This is a genomic window from Bacillus cereus group sp. N14, from assembly GCF_016483555.1.
GTDB lineage: Bacteria > Bacillota > Bacilli > Bacillales > Bacillaceae_G > Bacillus_A > Bacillus_A wiedmannii.
On record NZ_JAEHBQ010000022.1, the window covers coordinates 1 to 15,256 of the forward strand.

Sequence of the window (15,256 nt, forward strand, 5' to 3'; positions counted from 1 at the left end):
AACTCCGTAAAATTATTAGCAATATAGAATACATTTTCTCTCGCTACTTCCTCTGCTTCCTTAGCCGTAATCCCTTCGCTTTCCATCAATGTTTCCTTTTCCCATGCTCCCTCATGTTCCCAAAAGACGACAATTGGATCTTCTTCATGATTTTTATAATCAAAGCAAATTAAATTTCCTGCTGGATCAAATGCGAAAGGAAATAATTCTTTAGGTAATGTATCGATAAAGTCACTATATACATCAACTATATATTCATCACTATTTTCATTAAAAGATAATAAAGTACCGAAAATTCTTTCGTGATTATTCACATTAAATAATTCTGGTTCTACATTGGCACCATTATTTACAGCTACACATTTTATATAATCCATTGGAAATTTAAAACCTATTTTATTACTAATCTCTCTCACAAGATCTTCATTTACAGCTTCATCAGCAAATTGCCATTCTACTTTTCTCACCAAGTTCCATCACCCCATGGTTATTTACTCTTAAGTAATTTTACAAACTGTCCTATATGTTACCAATAATATATTGTAATTTTTATATCAATGGATTATCTTCTCGTTTAGAGCATCGGTTGATGAATGCTAATTCCTCTTTTGTCGGTGCAACTTTTTTTCTAATTACATCCCCATGTTTATCCCATTCTGTATAATGTAAACAAATACCAAACTTAAATTCTCCTTCATATTTGAGTACTTCGCATTCATACCAAATTTTCCGTATCCCTCTTGTCTGTCCTTTTATCATGAAATTCGTAGTTTTCACTTTTCCGCTCTGATAAAACTTAACATAATTCCCTTCTTTAAAACCATCCCTATAGTAACAATAATACGCTAGGGTGCCATTGTCATATAACTCATATGCTAAACCAGTAAAAGGTTTCCCATTCTTTTCTTCTGGCTTATCTAGCACTTCATCACTGGATGAGGTAAACCATAGTTCCTCATCAAAATTTATTCCATGCTCTAATACGTATTTTTTACTTAGTACATCCATCTTATTCTCCAATTTTATTCACCTCTAAACAACAATCAAAGCTTTCCGTTATAGTAAAAATCACTCCTTAACAGAGTGCCATAGAATGGTTTTATTTTCATCACATATATCGTTTTCTTATACGACTACATGTCCATAAAAATACTTTTTACCAATCTTCCATTCTTTCTTTGTTAGAACATCGATATATGACATCAACTCTCTATTTTTTTCATTTGTTATTATCGTATCGTATTGAATTGGACATTTGATTCCACTCCAAATTGATAAAACGGAAGGTATAGTAACAACATTATAAGTAGTTCTATCTCTTAAAGAACTCATAACTTCCGAAACTAACTCCTTTGCCAAATCTCCAGGAAAAGATAGTCTATTACGATAATAGTATTCTTGCGTATCGTTATTTTCGATAAAACTAGAATAAGCTTCATTAAATTCTTCTAACGATACTTCATAATACTCGTCCTCAATTCCAAGCATCCATGAAAGTTCATTTCTTATAGCTTTTTCAACAAAGGTATCTTCCCACTCTTCTAGTAACGCTAAAAGATATGGTACTACATGATATGAAAGAGTTTCACCAGCACTTACTACAAAATTATGAACTCTATCCTCTGAAGCACTTGAAAGGAATTTCAAATTATTCGTTTCTAATAAATCATCGTGAGTAGCTACTGAACAAAATAGTCTAGTGCATAAATGTAAAACAAGCCCATTTCGAGTACTATTCATAAGTTCAATTAGTAATCCCTTAACGGAGAAATCACCTAACTTTAACAATTCGTTAATTAAAATAAAGGATTCTGTCTCTGCTACACTATCCCTTAAGTTAGACTTAAGAGTTTCAATTGTATGATTAGAAACTTCTCCATACCAAATATCTTTTTTTAAATGCTCTAAATCCATCATTCTCCCGCCTTTTATTGCTGCTTACATTTATACGAACCATTTTATATGGATAGTATTATTAATCATGTAACTTATTTAAAAACTCCGTAAATTTATTAGCTACAAAAAATACATTTTCTCTCGCTACTTCCTCTACTTCTTCAGCCGTAATCCCTTCACTTTCCATCAATGTTCCCTTTTCCCATGCCCCTTCATGTTCCCAAAAGACGACAATTGGATCTTCTTCATGATTTTTATAATCAAAGCAAATTAAATTTCCTGCTGGATCAAATGCGAATGGCACCAATTCATTTGGCAGAGTAGAAATATACTGGTTATATACTTTAACGATATATTCACTACTATCTACATCATAGGTAAGTAAAGTTCCAAATACTTTTGTTATCGTGCCTATTTCAAATTTATAAGGTAACACAGCCGAACCATTATTATTTATAGCACATTCTGCATAGTCACATGGAAATATATAGCCTATCTCTTTTCCCACATTGTTTATATATTCTGCTGAAACTGGCTCATCCGGTACTGGCCATGTTAAGTCATTTCTCATTTAACTTCACCTCCTAACAAATCACATCACGTTTATCCGAAATAACTTATTGCATCATCTGAACTTTTATGCAAATTCAAGTCTAATTACGACCTCGCTTCTTTTAACTTTCCAAATACTTCTTCCAGGCGACATTAGGAGAATAGGTTACAACCATCCGACTTTCATGAAATCTTGGTATAGCTATTACTTGAGCTGGTTCCAAATGATTCATTACAGATAACCAACTATCGAGTAACGTATCAATATGTGCTTCTAATGGATTTTGTAAAAGGTCTATACTCAGCCCGCCCCAATTCAATTCCGATACAACCCCCGGGCTATTTAACAATAGTTTCTTATCAAAAGCTTCTAAAATATAACTACTAAAATATGTTCTAGCTCCTACCCCCAAAGGACCGTTAGGAAGAAACCTGACTGGTATAGGTAGCGAAGATATATTCATTTTCATATGTAAACTCTCACGTTCCGTATTCCACGGATAATTTGCTTTCCAAAAAATATGCGCCACTCCAAAACTTGGCTTTGCGATTTCTGCGATTTGATCAGATAACTCAAAAAAAGCACACCACAATTTTTTAGGTATCGATTTATGAAACTCAAACTCCAAATATGAGCGACGATTCAATTTAATTTTAAAACTTCCTCTATAAATTACCGATTTATCGCGATACAAATGAACTTCAGATACCCTTTGCTCCAAAATTACTTTTTCTATGATTTCCTGGCGATTATATTCTACCTGCACCGTTTCACAGTTTCCCCAATGAGTAGGAGCAAATTTTTCATTTGACTCAAACACATCTAAAAGACAATTTAATATCTCTTCTTCGTTAAATGCTACAGTCGGATACATTGCGATTGTAAAATAATTCGGTTTCATTTTACTACTCCTTTTATTTGCTTTATCACAGCCAAATAAGTTTAAATCCCTTTCCCACTATTAATCATGTAACTTATTTAAAAACTCCGTAAAATTATTAGCAATATAGAATACATTTTCTCTCGCTACTTCCTCTGCTTCCTTAGCCGTAATCCCTTCACTTTCCATCAATGTTTCCTTTTCCCATGCCCCTCATGTTCCCAAAAGACGACAATTGGATCTTCTTCATGATTTTTATAATCAAAGCAAATTAAATTTCCTGCTGGATCAAATGCAAATGGCACCAATGCACTCGGTAATGTGTCATTGTAGTCATAGAATACCTCAATAATATTTTCATCATCATCCATATCATAAGTTAGTAATGTACCAAAAACTTTTCTCTTCCCCTCAACTTCAAATACTTCTGGGCTAACATGTGCTCCGTTATTCTTCATTACACATTCTATATAATCTAAAGGAAAATGAATGCCCAACTCTTTTTCCACATTCTTTACATTTTCTCGCAATAAAGGCTTATCTGGTGATCTCCATTCTACTTTATTCATCTCCTACCACCCCACTGAATCTCCTCAAGTCTTTTTTTCATTTATATTTGTTCGCGCCATAAACATACTTCTATATTTCGATACCTCTTCACATTTCCTATATATCTTTCTATGACTATCTCTCAATCGAATTATAATTCGTTATTTTATTAATATTCAATATTTTTAATGTAGTGTTCCTTACTTGTTTAAACTGCTACTGAATTTTTCCGCATATAATATATCGAATTCAGTTGGTTCTATTTTTTGTTTTACAACATTCCCTTGTTCATCATACTTTTTAAAAGTCATTTCACGTCCCGCAATATATTCAGACTCATGCTTCTTCATTCCGTTTTGAAAAAATTCAACATAGTAGCCTTCAACCGCGCTTCTATTCATATTGCTGATTCTTTTTAGATTTCCATCCATGTAAAACTCCACATACTCTCCTTGTTTAACACCATTTTCTACATAGAAATAACATTCTATATTTCCATTCTCATAAACATCATAAGCTAAGCCAGTAAACAATTTTTCTTTATCATCATCTGCACACTCTACTATTCCTAGCCCATAAGGTCCCCCATATTCTAAACACTCTTCAAACTCAAGGCCATTCTGTATTATATACTCCTTCGTTAATACATCATTTAACATCTTCAATCCTCCTTTACAATATTAGCTAATGGTTAAGCTGTTATGTAAAAGTAAGTTTTTATCGTAATATAATTCTATTTTTATTATGTAATTTCTATATACAATGAGAGGGATTTTCTAATATTTGTTTATAACGTATGCTATCCATCATAGGCCTTTAAATGTTCAAAATTCATTTATTTCTCACCATATTTAATATTCTCTTTAAAGAAGTCCGCTTCACCAAATCTACAATCTGCAATATGTATTTCCTCTAAATTACAGCTTCTGAAATCGGCAAACTCAAAATCACAATCAAAAAACGATGCTCTCATACTTGTTTGGCCATAATATCCTCTGCCATCACCTCTTACAAATCAAAAAAGTAAGGTCTACATTGCTCATATCTAGCCCATCTATTATTTCATCATTGTATTGAGATCGATTTAATATTTCCATGACTCTTATTCTATTATTCTCATTCATAACTGCGATCCCTTTTCATTTATCTTGTTAAATAATCCTTCCAGGCAACATTCGGAGAAAAAGATACTCCCATCCGATCCTCATCAAAGCTTGGTAGAGCCATTACTTGAGCTGGTTCTAAATATTTCATTGCAGCTAGCCAACTATCAAGCAACAAATCCATATCAGATTCTAAAGGGTTGTGTAAAAGATCTATGCAAGTTCCACCCCAATTCAGTTCTGATACCACTCCTGGGCTATTTAATAATAATTCCTTATCAAACATGTCTAAAATATGACCACTCAAATATGTTCTAGCTCCTAATCCTAATGGACCGCTCGGAAGAAACCTAACTGGTATAGGTTGAGAAGATATTTCCATCCACATTTGTAAGCGTTCACGTTCGGTATTCCACGGATAGGACAATGGCCAAAAAATTTGAGTTACTCCAAAACATGGTTTCGCGATTTCTGCGATTTGATCAGATAACTCAAAAAAAGCAGACCATAATTTTTTAGGTATCGATTTATGAAACTCAAACTCTAAAAATGAACGATGGCTCCAGTTAACTTGAAAACTTCCTGTGTAGTTCACAGACTTATCACGATACAGGTGAACTTCAGATACTCTACGCTCTGAAATTACTTTTTCTAAAATTTCCTGACGGTTATATTCTACCTTTACTGTTTCACAGTTCCCCCAATGAGTAGGAGTAAATTTCTCATTTGACTCAAATACATCCAAAAAACGTCCCAGTATCTCTTCTTCGTTAAAAGATACCGTTGGGTACATTGTAATAAAGAAAAAATCAGGTTTCATGTAAATTCTCCTTTCAATATATAATTTTAACATTTAAATACATATTTTCTGTTATTTTCACATGTTTTTTCTGATTTTTAAATTCACTCCTCAATCTCCTAATGAACTAACAGATCCCCCTTAGTTATTTTTCATTTTGCACATTATGTATTAATTACACACAAATAAAAAACTACAGTCTAAAAGTATATCACTGTAGATTCTTACATTTATTCTTCTTGATAAAGCACTATATCATAAGGGTAATTGCATCATTTTAAGTCTATCTATAGTACTTAATGCATCTTTCTTGTGAAGGGATTCTATCATCAAGCAGCAATTCTTCTTGCAGAAATTTTGTTATATCCTCTATTTTCGCAATGAATAATGCGAAAAAGTCGCCCGAATTAGGATAAGAAAATAGTCCATATCCCCTTGGTGACAGTATTTTGTTGGCCACCCCAATCTTTTCAGGTAAATATTCATAGTTAAATGCTTCTAATTTCTCGAGTTCTTCTTGTGTCGCTAATTCAATTTGGTTTGTAAATTCGTAATCAAGCATAAAGTTGACAATTTCTTGATATTGCTCACCTTTATAGTCAACGTATAAAAACAGTTTCGTCATCAAACCATATTTTAATAGATCTTCATGTAAGCCATAACCTCCTTGCTCCTTCAAAAACGTTTCCAAATCCTTGCTATCAGGAAATATACTCTGCGCTATACCTTGATCCGGCATATTAGCTTCCTCCTTTTTATTAAAATAATTCTCCATGCTTGTTAGGAATATATTCCGGATAGTTTTTACGATAAAATTGATCAATCATCTGAAGCACAGTATCCCATTTAGGATATGGCTCACGTTCCTCAAATACCATTCTCGCTTCTGGAGTATTCATCAGAAAATTATCAATTTGAGTAGGTACTGGCAACCCTAGTTGTTTCCTTACATGAATTAAAAATAAGATTTCAACAGGATAAAACCCGTATCTGAAATCGCCAAATTCACCTAGTTGTCCGATTTCAGAAACTAATGCAGAATGATACTGAGCCATTATTGAAATTAGATGTTCTATTTCTTCTAAATCATCAGTCGCCCAACGTCCCAACACTTCATCATACATGTTAAGGTCTTCAGGAATTAAATCGCATCGCAGCTTAGCTTCCTTAAACTTATTTTTCACGATTAAGTGCAATTTTTGATTTGTTCCCATGATGGTTTTATTTTTATACTGCAAGTACAGCTCTAGCAAAAACCAAATATGTCTATTCTCTTCATTAGCATCTATTAAATGTCCACAGAAGTGATGAACCATAAAATCATATAATATATTCTCTTCTTTCTCCCATCCATACATTGCAAAATGAACTATTGTGAGGGCGACTTCTCTAAACGTATATCCCAAAATCATCTTTGGATACCTGATTGTATAGAGATCCTGTCCCATGCACTGGTAAAATAAGACTTTCTGCATGTTCTTTAATCCTTCTACATTGTTTCCATCGTTTATCAATACATCGTTTTTCCATAGTGACAAGTGATATGAGAAAATTTTGCTTAAATTTATTAATAAGATGTGATCTTTCTCTGTTTCATTTTGCTCAACAATTTTCTCAATCTTATTTTTACTGACATTATACTTATCTTTAACATCTTCAAATTTGATTCCATCCACAAAATTTTTGCTATATCTTTTAAAAGCCATTTCTAACTTTTTTTGATTCATAACTGCATCCTTCCTATGAATACATCTATTTCCTTCTTTAGCCTTTCCCCTTAATTCACTCTCACCTTCAACGAACTCATATATTTCTATACAATTTGTATTATCTATTCATTCATATAACTTATCACCAGACACACTTTTCTGTTCAATCCAAACCTCGCATTTACACAGTGCATCTCTTTCAGTAAATTAAAGCAATAGAAACTATCTTTAGTTTTTCCTCTTCTCTTATTTTTTCCCACAACTGTTTGCTAAGTGAACATGTTCATTAAAAATGTTGTTGTTAATTTGTTTTTCATATTTTTTTAATTCTTCATTGATTTTACTGCCAGTTTTACTTTCAAAACTTTTCTCTAATTCTGCTGCTATATCTCTTAGACTCGTTTGTAATTCATGAAATGCCCCTATGTTTTTTTGAAGAGTATATGTATCTTCTTTTATAATGTCTATTGATTTAAACCCTACTTCTGTTTTTAACATCATACGCTGCATTTCTCTTTCAATCTGTTTTTTAGCAGCTTGTAACTCCTCAACTACCTGATCCGCTAAATCTCCTGTAACACTTTCGATTTGCTTTTCTATCTTTTTAATTTCCCCCATAAAATCCATCATATAATTATCTCCTTATCTAAACTGAAAATTCCCTGCTAATTGATTGTCTTTATCCCTAAGTGAATTTGCTGCATCACTAATTTCGTCCCCAAATCTACTTAAACTTTTTTGTTCTTTTCTTAAAAGATGAATTAATTCTTCTGCCATGTGTACATCGTGAAAATAGTCATTTCCACCTTCTTTCGTTTTAGCAATTCGTGAGATGGCTTCATCTATTTCGTATGCTTCTAATAGATGATATTTCCCACCTGGCCCTGTTTCATATTTTAATTGACTTTTCAACTTTTGAACCGCTTCAGCTTCTCTTCTTTGAAACTCTTCTATATTTTTTGCTATATCTGATAATCGATTGCTGAGTGTTTGAATTTTTTTTGCTTGTTTTATAATATCTTCAGGTTCTAATTTTAATATGGGGCTTCCATTTGAATGAAAGGATCCCATAAATGTATCTCTGCCGTGTCCGTCCATAGTTAAACGTGTAAAAAGTCCTTGTTTTGTATCGTTCTGTCTCACTGTGTATTGCTTACCAATTAGAGGTGCACCGAATTGAGTGTGGTTACCAATCGGGTCATTTTCATGTGTATAATCAGTTGCTTTATTTTCCATTTTTCCTTCATTTACTCGTTTTTTTGCTTCAGGACTTAGTACACCATAGGGATTCGGTGCAGCCCATGTAGTTGCATAACAATCTAATTCTGCAGCGATAAGGTCCGCTTCTGCACCACCTTTACTATGTCCAGTAGTATGAAGAGAAGAAGGGTTATATTTTGCTACGATGTCATTTTTTGCCCATTTTAATCCAGTATCAAATGATGTTGCAGAATCAGGTTTTATAGTTTGACTGTTACTTGGAGTAATTACTTTAGAATGTGTTTTAATTCCAAACGTAATCTGATCGATATCTGTTTCGAAATCTGCTAATTGCGTAGGCTCTGTTCCACGAAATGCTAGGATTATATCATCATAATGTGTTGCATTTTCATCATATTTGTCTGCTGGTACTACTGCGATAGCTTCTAATCCATTTTTTACTTTTTGACAATCTGCATCAATTGATTCTATAACTACCCACTTTTTACCATCTGCCATTTTTATTTCTTTACCTTTTTCTAAAACTTGGTCATCATAAACTTGATCTGCTAGTTCGAAATAATTTTCATCTGTCGCAATTGGATTCTTTTTAAATTCACCCATATGTTTCAACTCGTTTCATGGTATATTTTAACTATATTTAAATACAAGGGGATTTTCTATGAAGAAAAAAACGGTAATTATTTTATCCATTATTTGTATTATAGCAGGAGGGTATTTTACAATGGAATACTTAAAACAAAAAGAAGAAGAGGAAAAGTTTTGGAAAGTACAAGAAGCAAGGGTAGAAAAGTATATTCGTTATAATATTCAGGATGTAAAATCGATTACGTTTACAGAAAAGAGTGTAAGTCCTATGGGAGTCCCTAGATTAAAAGGCTATATAAATAATAATAAAGAATTAGATTTCATAGCTCGTATAAGTACTACTGAAAACTTTGAAGGCCAATTTACGCGTTCTGGGAAATTAGGAAAACTGATAAAAGACCCTGAAAAATCGGTATCCGAAATTGAAAAGGAGGAGAAAGAAAAACATCAAGAGTAGTCTTTGCACTACTCTTATTTTCTGTATCCTATTTTAAGAAGAGTGCAATGGTAAGTTTTTTATAAGGGGATTTTTTATGAAGAAAGTAATGATTTTATCCATTATTTGTATTATAGCAGGAGGATATTTTACTATGGAATACTTAAAGCAAAAAGAAGAAGAGGAAAAGTTTTGGAAAGTACAAGAAGCAAGGGTAGAAAAGTATATTCATTACAATATTAAAGATGTTAAATCTATTACATTTACAGAACGTGAAACTAGTCCTATGGGCATTCCTAGACTAAAAGGGTATATAAATAATGACCAACAATTAGATTTTGTAGCTCGTATTAGTACTACAGATAATTTCGAAGATAAATTTGACTGTTCCGGGGAATTAGGAAAACTGATAAAAGACCCTGAAAAATCCGTATCCGAAATTGAAAAGGAAGAGAAGGAAGAGAAAAAAACAATAGTCTTTGCCCTATTTTTGTCTTCCCTACCCCATTTTAAGAAGAATGCAATCGTAAGTTTTTCATAAGGAGATTTCCAATGAAGAAAGTAATCATTTTGGTTGTATCTGCTGTGGTGCTCATAGCAGGAGTTTTTTTTACAATGGAATACTTAAAACATAAAGAACAAGAAGAAAAATTTTGGAAAACACAAGAAACAAGGGTAGAAAAATATATTCATTATAATATTAAAGATGTGAAATCTACTACGTTTACAAAACATGAGGTGAACCCGATGGGAATCCCTACTATAAAAGGATATATAAATGGTGATCAAGAATTATGGTTTGTAGCAAGTATTAGTACCACAGAGAATTTTGAAGATCATTTTGGACGTTCTGGAGAATTAGGAAAACTTATAAAAGATCCTGAAAAATCCGTATCCGAAATTGAAAAGGAAGAGAAAGAAAAGAGGTAAGAATAGTCTCTGCACTACTCTTGTCTTCCCTATCCCATTTTAAGAAGAATGTAATGGTAAGTTTTTTATAAGGGGATTTTCTAATGAAGAAAGTATTTATTTTGATTGTATCTGCTTTGTTACTCATAGCAGGTGGGTATTTTACAATGGAATACTTAAAACATAAAGAACAAGAAGAAAAGTTTTGGAAAGTACAAGAAGCACGTGTAGAAAAGTATATTTGTTATAATATTCAGGACGTAAAATCTATTACGTTTACAGAAAAGAGTGTAAGTCCTATGGGTGTTCCTAGATTAAAAGGATATATAAATAATAATAAAGAATTAGATTTCATAGCTCGTGTAAGTACAACTGAAAACTTTGAAGACCAATTCACTTGTTCTGGAGAACTATATGATAAATATGTGAAAAAACCGGAAAAATCGGTATCTGAAATTGAAAAAGAAGAGAAGGAAAAGAAAAAAGAGTAGTCTTTGTACTACTCTTTTCTATCCCATTTTTAAGAAGAATACATTGGTAAGTTTTTTATAAGGGGATTTTCTAATGAAGAAAGTATTTATTTTGGGCGTATCTGCTTTGTTACTCATAGCAGGAGGGTTTTTTACTTTGGAATATTTAAAACATAAAGAAGAAGAGAAAAAGTTTTGGAAAGTACAAGAAACAAGAGTAGCAAAATATATTCATTATAATGTTAAAGATGTAAAATCGATTACATTTACAGAACACGAAACTAGTCCTATGGGCGTTCCTCATATAAAAGGATATATAAATGATAATCAAGAATTATGGTTTGATGCTGGTCTTAATAGTAATAATAATTTCGAAAGGAAATTGGGGCGTTCTGGAAAACTTGGACAGCTTATAAAACAACCGGAAAAATCCGTATCCGAAATTGAAAAGGAAGAGAAGGAAAAGAAAAAAGAATAGTCTCTGCACTCCTCTTATCTTGCCTATCCCATTTTAAGAAGAATGCAATCGTAAATTTTTCATAAGGAGATTTCCAATGAAGAAAGTAATTATTTTGGTCGTATCTGTTGTGGCGCTCATAGCAGGAGGATTTTTTACTTTGGAATACTTAAAACATAAAGAACAAGAAGAAAAGTTTTGGAAAATACAAGAAGCAAGAGTAACGAAGTATATTCATTATAATATTAAAGATGTAAAATCGATTACATTTACAAAACAGGATGTAAGTCCAATGGGTGTTCCTAAATTGAAAGGGTATATAAATAAAGATGAAAATTTATGGTTTATAGCTCATATTAGTACTACAGAGAATTTTGAAGATGATTTTGGATGTTCTGGAGAACTATACGATAACTATGTTAAAAAACCGAAAAAATCAGTATCCGAAATTGAAAAGGAAGAAAAGAAAAAAATCAAAGAGTAGTCTTTAAGATTACTCTTTTGTTTTCCTATAAAAAATAAACCAAAAGTTGGTTATTTTTTATATAGTAATAATCATTTTACTATCTATAAGATAAATTTTTTTATATTTGATACCCATATGCCTATTAATCTCTTTATTTTAGTCTTATTCCTTTTCCAATCTTTATTATCTCTCATCTATCTTACGTTTTATGTATGCAGCGATTTCTATTCTCTTGTTTAGCTATGTCTCTTACATTTGTAGAAACATGAATTATTCAACCGAAGATTTATAATCACTCTTTACATTTTTTAATCCTTCTATTACATTATTCATTCTTATCGATAAATCTTTTATTTCCTCTACTGTCAATTCACCTTCTGCCTCTTGAAGATTAAACATACTTAGCCTCTTTGTTATACCTTTAACACGCCCAACAAAAGCCATATGATGATTGACTGCTATTTCTCCTATGGCAGTATCAACGATAACATCTTCAATCTTTCCTACATTATCAAATTCATCCGCTAGTTTTGCTATAGCATATCGATACCCTCTCTCTTCACCTAATAACTCTTCATACGCCTCCCGAATTGCATGAAATAATTCATTATACTCCCAATCTTTCATACATGCTCCCTCAAAAAAATCCCCATGCTTATGTGAAAATAATCTTTCAACACAAATATGAGGATTTCCTTATTTCATTACTATACTTTATACATTTTATTCGTTAGAATCTTCGTCTTTCAATTTATATACTCTATCTCTTTTCTCATCACTTTTGACAAAAATAAGCTTTTCTTCTTTAACAAAACCTTCTAATAGTAAGCATACTTGCCCATATGCTTTAGGCTTATTCGTTGTGAATCTTTCATCTGATATTTTACCAGCTCGTATTAATTGTTCGCATAACTCAAGTGCACTTATTTCTTCAGAATTAATTAACTCTAAAATATCCTTTTGTAAGGGCGATAAAGGTACGGGAATCTCAGCTACCTCCACCTTTTCTGGTTTGTTTTCTTCTTCAAATAAATCTTCGAATGAAATTTGATTCATACTTCTTTTCCTTTCTAACGATTGATTTGTATAACATGAACTGAATCCTATAGCGTATGTATTATTATGTATTACTTACCTTTTTTCATAAATCTCAAACTCATGTACATCGTTTCATATAGTATATTTCGATTATACCAAATATACGTTCTGTTTTCTATTGTAGAATTCATTATAATAGGAATGAAAGTAATTATGAACATTTTTCTCGTTGTTAGTCGTATAACCCCTGTAAAAAAATAGAAATACAATCTATAAATTTGTATAATAAAATAGCACGAGTGAAATTTTATTATAGAAAGGTTCTGGTAATATGTTAGGTATTCATGTTGAAAAAACAAAAGATGAACTAATTATTTCATGGCAATTCTCTAAAATTCATATTCCATTATGTGAAATCACTGAGGTAACGGAAGATAATACATATGCTGGTGTTGAAGAAAAAAGCGTAATCCGAATTGGAACAGCATATGGTACAACTGATCGTATTTTAATTAAGACAGTAAAGCAAAATTATTTACTATTCACTACTAATAGAGTATCCATTTTAAATAAAATAAAAGCTTAATTGTTTTTCTTCCTATATTTAAATGTTAAACGCCTACATTCTATTATAGGAAACGCTACAAAAGATTCGTTGATTACTCCTGCTCCTAATTCGGAAGCATATGGTGAAACTATATAACACAAACACCCTAGCTCTTCGCTAGGGTGTTCTTACTTTCAACCATAATACAACCCTTCTTAACCTTTATTAATACGATGTACTTATAACATCATATTAATAGTTTTATAACGGATTGATGTCTTCATTTTTCTACTTAAATCGCGACATCCTAATAACCTATTCTTGTTATTTCTTCATTTGTTAAACAAATATCTAACCCAAGAAAAGGAACAAACCCGAAACATTCACTCTATGTAAGTGTTCCATACTTTTCTATTACATCAATATGTGGCTTCCATCTCAAGTGTACATTTTTAAATATTCAGCGATTTCCACTTTTCCTCTTTCAATAGCAAATTCATAAGCTCCCATATCTTTCATAGTATCCCCTGTATACTTTACAGTTATATCAATACCGCTCTGAACAAGATACTTTACAATATTAAAATTTCCACCATAAATCGCTGAAAATAGAGGATTTCTATTTGGATCACTAACATCTAATATTGCACCATTATCAAATAAGTACTCGACAATACCCATTTCACCTTCACTAGCTGCATGTGCAATAGGTGCTGACTTTGGTACACCTTCATTACGGTTAATATCCATACCAGACTCAACAAGAAATTTGATCATATCCAATTCACCAGCTCTAGCCGAAACATGTAGCCAAGTTCCAAACGGTGTTACAAAATCAAGTAAACTTTTATCAGTGATAATTATCTCTTTCGCTTGTTCTATATCACCATCGCCAATTAAATCATAGATTTTTATCGCTTTTTCCCTACTTTTCATAGAATCCCCCTGCATTATTTTCATCTAGCTTAAGTAGTTAAACATTGACTACGATACATTTAGCTTATTGCTGCTGAGAGAGCAGATTTAAGCATAGTATCAAAATCGCAAAAAGTTTCCATATGCTCGCCTGAAGGCTTGTCTAGTTCAACAAATTTCTTTTTGGAAACATTATAACAATACCAAGCTATATCTGAATCTCCGAAAAAAATCAGCTCCTCTTCGTCTTTAATTGATTCCCATATTTCATTAGCATCAAAAAAACTATCTACCTGATTTATTGGCTTAAAGTCTAAAAAACTTTGGTCAATCCCATATATTATTAATCCATTAAATTCAATTCCATTAACTGTTTGTAAAAATTCATAGTACTGCTGTGGCAATACATCTTCACCAAATTTTTCTACTACAGATTTACGAAATCTTGATAACTCCTTTTCATTAGTAGGTAAATTCAATTTTCGATTTTGGTTTTCTCTTATTTTTGATATATGACTAATCTTCTCTCTCCACATAACTTCACCTTCTAATAAATATTCAATCCTTTTTTGGGCTAGAATTACACAAAGTAATCCTCAATAGTACGCCCCATTACAAGGATTGGTTTCAAATTGCCCATTGCTTTTGGCGTGCTATTCAAATATTTTTCGAAGCCACTCTAGCTAGTGTTAACCATATGATTTATCTAGATTGATATTT

21 protein-coding genes and 3 pseudogenes are annotated in these 15,256 nt (G+C 32.0%); 7 read left to right on the top strand and 17 right to left on the bottom strand.

Annotated features, from left to right (window positions below; translation table 11 throughout):
- From JDS82_RS23500 to JDS82_RS23560, 13 genes and pseudogenes are all read right to left on the bottom strand, one after another.
- Positions 1–467 (bottom strand): SMI1/KNR4 family protein (locus tag JDS82_RS23500; RefSeq protein WP_199714040.1); only part of this gene is annotated, 467 nt, incomplete at its 3' end.
- Positions 468–549: 82 nt separating this feature from the next.
- Positions 550–1,008 carry a toxin-antitoxin system YwqK family antitoxin gene (locus JDS82_RS23505; protein WP_142291262.1) on the bottom strand — a complete coding sequence of 153 codons (459 nt, stop codon included), beginning with the start codon at positions 1,006–1,008 and terminating at the stop codon, positions 550–552.
- Positions 1,009–1,125: 117 nt separating this feature from the next.
- On the bottom strand, positions 1,126–1,914 hold the full coding sequence (gene imm47 / locus JDS82_RS23510; protein ID WP_199714041.1) for an Imm47 family immunity protein: 789 nt from the start codon (positions 1,912–1,914) through the stop codon (positions 1,126–1,128).
- Positions 1,915–1,975: 61 nt separating this feature from the next.
- Positions 1,976–2,467 carry an SMI1/KNR4 family protein gene (locus JDS82_RS23515; protein WP_199714042.1) on the bottom strand — a complete coding sequence of 164 codons (492 nt, stop codon included), beginning with the start codon at positions 2,465–2,467 and terminating at the stop codon, positions 1,976–1,978.
- A 103-nt stretch (positions 2,468–2,570) separates the two neighbouring features.
- Entirely contained in the window at positions 2,571–3,350 is a 780-nt protein-coding gene (locus tag JDS82_RS23520) for a hypothetical protein (protein WP_199714043.1), read from the bottom strand.
- 60 nt (positions 3,351–3,410) lie between these two features.
- Positions 3,411–3,898 (bottom strand): annotated as a pseudogene (locus JDS82_RS23525) (SMI1/KNR4 family protein).
- 180 nt (positions 3,899–4,078) lie between these two features.
- A complete protein-coding gene (locus JDS82_RS23530; RefSeq protein WP_061673153.1) occupies positions 4,079–4,537 on the bottom strand; it encodes a toxin-antitoxin system YwqK family antitoxin in 459 nt (152 codons plus the stop codon).
- 182 nt (positions 4,538–4,719) lie between these two features.
- Positions 4,720–5,002, bottom strand: a pseudogene (locus JDS82_RS23535) (pentapeptide repeat-containing protein); the annotation flags it as partial.
- Between the two features lie 19 nt (positions 5,003–5,021).
- Complete coding sequence (locus JDS82_RS23540; protein ID WP_199714044.1) at positions 5,022–5,801, bottom strand: hypothetical protein; 780 nt, start codon at positions 5,799–5,801, stop codon at positions 5,022–5,024.
- A 262-nt stretch (positions 5,802–6,063) separates the two neighbouring features.
- Positions 6,064–6,519, bottom strand: a complete 456-nt coding sequence (locus JDS82_RS23545; RefSeq protein WP_199714045.1) for a DUF6630 family protein — start codon at positions 6,517–6,519, stop codon at positions 6,064–6,066.
- Positions 6,520–6,538: 19 nt separating this feature from the next.
- Entirely contained in the window at positions 6,539–7,507 is a 969-nt protein-coding gene (locus tag JDS82_RS23550; RefSeq protein WP_199714046.1) for a hypothetical protein, read from the bottom strand.
- A gap of 228 nt (positions 7,508–7,735) precedes the next feature.
- On the bottom strand, positions 7,736–8,119 hold the full coding sequence (locus JDS82_RS23555) for a hypothetical protein (RefSeq protein ID WP_016134935.1): 384 nt from the start codon (positions 8,117–8,119) through the stop codon (positions 7,736–7,738).
- 12 nt (positions 8,120–8,131) lie between these two features.
- Positions 8,132–9,313, bottom strand: coding sequence for an alpha/beta hydrolase family protein (locus tag JDS82_RS23560; protein ID WP_016087147.1), 1,182 nt, complete (start codon positions 9,311–9,313; stop codon positions 8,132–8,134).
- A gap of 58 nt (positions 9,314–9,371) precedes the next feature.
- Here JDS82_RS23560 and JDS82_RS23565 point away from each other — a divergent pair, with 58 nt between their 5' ends.
- From JDS82_RS23565 to JDS82_RS23590, 6 genes and pseudogenes are all read left to right on the top strand, one after another.
- Positions 9,372–9,755: a DUF1433 domain-containing protein gene (locus JDS82_RS23565; RefSeq protein WP_016087146.1), complete on the top strand. Its 384-nt coding sequence runs from the start codon at positions 9,372–9,374 to the stop codon at positions 9,753–9,755.
- A gap of 76 nt (positions 9,756–9,831) precedes the next feature.
- Positions 9,832–10,203, top strand: a pseudogene (locus JDS82_RS23570) (DUF1433 domain-containing protein); the annotation flags it as partial.
- Positions 10,204–10,286: 83 nt separating this feature from the next.
- Positions 10,287–10,664, top strand: a complete 378-nt coding sequence (locus tag JDS82_RS23575; RefSeq protein ID WP_199714047.1) for a DUF1433 domain-containing protein — start codon at positions 10,287–10,289, stop codon at positions 10,662–10,664.
- Positions 10,665–10,747: 83 nt separating this feature from the next.
- Positions 10,748–11,134, top strand: a complete 387-nt coding sequence (locus tag JDS82_RS23580) for a DUF1433 domain-containing protein (RefSeq protein ID WP_016087143.1) — start codon at positions 10,748–10,750, stop codon at positions 11,132–11,134.
- Positions 11,135–11,207: 73 nt separating this feature from the next.
- Positions 11,208–11,591: a DUF1433 domain-containing protein gene (locus JDS82_RS23585; protein WP_098486208.1), complete on the top strand. Its 384-nt coding sequence runs from the start codon at positions 11,208–11,210 to the stop codon at positions 11,589–11,591.
- Between the two features lie 76 nt (positions 11,592–11,667).
- Positions 11,668–12,054 carry a DUF1433 domain-containing protein gene (locus JDS82_RS23590; RefSeq protein WP_064057030.1) on the top strand — a complete coding sequence of 129 codons (387 nt, stop codon included), beginning with the start codon at positions 11,668–11,670 and terminating at the stop codon, positions 12,052–12,054.
- A 252-nt stretch (positions 12,055–12,306) separates the two neighbouring features.
- Here JDS82_RS23590 and JDS82_RS23595 read toward each other — a convergent pair whose 3' ends face one another.
- Together JDS82_RS23595 and JDS82_RS23600 are read right to left on the bottom strand one after the other, a co-directional pair.
- Positions 12,307–12,663: an Imm3 family immunity protein gene (locus JDS82_RS23595; RefSeq protein WP_199714048.1), complete on the bottom strand. Its 357-nt coding sequence runs from the start codon at positions 12,661–12,663 to the stop codon at positions 12,307–12,309.
- A gap of 96 nt (positions 12,664–12,759) precedes the next feature.
- The gene (locus tag JDS82_RS23600; RefSeq protein ID WP_048566040.1) at positions 12,760–13,092 is read right to left on the bottom strand and encodes a DUF3895 domain-containing protein; all 333 of its coding nucleotides are present in this window, start codon (positions 13,090–13,092) and stop codon (positions 12,760–12,762) included.
- 313 nt (positions 13,093–13,405) lie between these two features.
- On the opposite strand from JDS82_RS23600, the gene JDS82_RS23605 reads away from it, so the two are divergent.
- A complete protein-coding gene (locus JDS82_RS23605; protein ID WP_000900622.1) occupies positions 13,406–13,660 on the top strand; it encodes a SunI/YnzG family protein in 255 nt (84 codons plus the stop codon).
- Between the two features lie 399 nt (positions 13,661–14,059).
- Here the strand turns inward: JDS82_RS23605 and JDS82_RS23610 are convergent, their stop codons facing one another.
- Both JDS82_RS23610 and JDS82_RS23615 read right to left on the bottom strand, forming a co-directional pair.
- A complete protein-coding gene (locus tag JDS82_RS23610; protein ID WP_199714049.1) occupies positions 14,060–14,557 on the bottom strand; it encodes an ankyrin repeat domain-containing protein in 498 nt (165 codons plus the stop codon).
- A gap of 59 nt (positions 14,558–14,616) precedes the next feature.
- A complete protein-coding gene (locus JDS82_RS23615) occupies positions 14,617–15,072 on the bottom strand; it encodes a YrhA family protein (RefSeq protein WP_048566038.1) in 456 nt (151 codons plus the stop codon).
- Positions 15,073–15,256: the final 184 nt, after the last annotated feature.

What these genes read in the sequence shown, in the direction of transcription:
- JDS82_RS23515 (WP_199714042.1), bottom strand. Translation starts at nt 2,467, where the DNA reads ATGAGAAATGACTTAACATGGCCAGTACCGGATGAGCCAGTTTCAGCA.
- JDS82_RS23600 (WP_048566040.1), bottom strand. Translation starts at nt 13,092, where the DNA reads ATGAATCAAATTTCATTCGAAGATTTATTTGAAGAAGAAAACAAACCA.
- imm47 (WP_199714041.1), bottom strand. Translation starts at nt 1,914, where the DNA reads ATGGATTTAGAGCATTTAAAAAAAGATATTTGGTATGGAGAAGTTTCT.
- JDS82_RS23575 (WP_199714047.1), top strand. Translation starts at nt 10,287, where the DNA reads ATGAAGAAAGTAATCATTTTGGTTGTATCTGCTGTGGTGCTCATAGCA.
- JDS82_RS23545 (WP_199714045.1), bottom strand. Translation starts at nt 6,519, where the DNA reads ATGCCGGATCAAGGTATAGCGCAGAGTATATTTCCTGATAGCAAGGAT.
- JDS82_RS23505 (WP_142291262.1), bottom strand. Translation starts at nt 1,008, where the DNA reads ATGGATGTACTAAGTAAAAAATACGTATTAGAGCATGGAATAAATTTT.
- JDS82_RS23565 (WP_016087146.1), top strand. Translation starts at nt 9,372, where the DNA reads ATGAAGAAAAAAACGGTAATTATTTTATCCATTATTTGTATTATAGCA.
- JDS82_RS23585 (WP_098486208.1), top strand. Translation starts at nt 11,208, where the DNA reads ATGAAGAAAGTATTTATTTTGGGCGTATCTGCTTTGTTACTCATAGCA.
- JDS82_RS23605 (WP_000900622.1), top strand. Translation starts at nt 13,406, where the DNA reads ATGTTAGGTATTCATGTTGAAAAAACAAAAGATGAACTAATTATTTCA.
- JDS82_RS23595 (WP_199714048.1), bottom strand. Translation starts at nt 12,663, where the DNA reads ATGAAAGATTGGGAGTATAATGAATTATTTCATGCAATTCGGGAGGCG.
- JDS82_RS23580 (WP_016087143.1), top strand. Translation starts at nt 10,748, where the DNA reads ATGAAGAAAGTATTTATTTTGATTGTATCTGCTTTGTTACTCATAGCA.
- JDS82_RS23540 (WP_199714044.1), bottom strand. Translation starts at nt 5,801, where the DNA reads ATGAAACCTGATTTTTTCTTTATTACAATGTACCCAACGGTATCTTTT.
- JDS82_RS23555 (WP_016134935.1), bottom strand. Translation starts at nt 8,119, where the DNA reads ATGATGGATTTTATGGGGGAAATTAAAAAGATAGAAAAGCAAATCGAA.
- JDS82_RS23550 (WP_199714046.1), bottom strand. Translation starts at nt 7,507, where the DNA reads ATGAATCAAAAAAAGTTAGAAATGGCTTTTAAAAGATATAGCAAAAAT.
- JDS82_RS23520 (WP_199714043.1), bottom strand. Translation starts at nt 3,350, where the DNA reads ATGAAACCGAATTATTTTACAATCGCAATGTATCCGACTGTAGCATTT.
- JDS82_RS23560 (WP_016087147.1), bottom strand. Translation starts at nt 9,313, where the DNA reads ATGGGTGAATTTAAAAAGAATCCAATTGCGACAGATGAAAATTATTTC.
- JDS82_RS23590 (WP_064057030.1), top strand. Translation starts at nt 11,668, where the DNA reads ATGAAGAAAGTAATTATTTTGGTCGTATCTGTTGTGGCGCTCATAGCA.
- JDS82_RS23530 (WP_061673153.1), bottom strand. Translation starts at nt 4,537, where the DNA reads ATGTTAAATGATGTATTAACGAAGGAGTATATAATACAGAATGGCCTT.
- JDS82_RS23615 (WP_048566038.1), bottom strand. Translation starts at nt 15,072, where the DNA reads ATGTGGAGAGAGAAGATTAGTCATATATCAAAAATAAGAGAAAACCAA.
- JDS82_RS23610 (WP_199714049.1), bottom strand. Translation starts at nt 14,557, where the DNA reads ATGAAAAGTAGGGAAAAAGCGATAAAAATCTATGATTTAATTGGCGAT.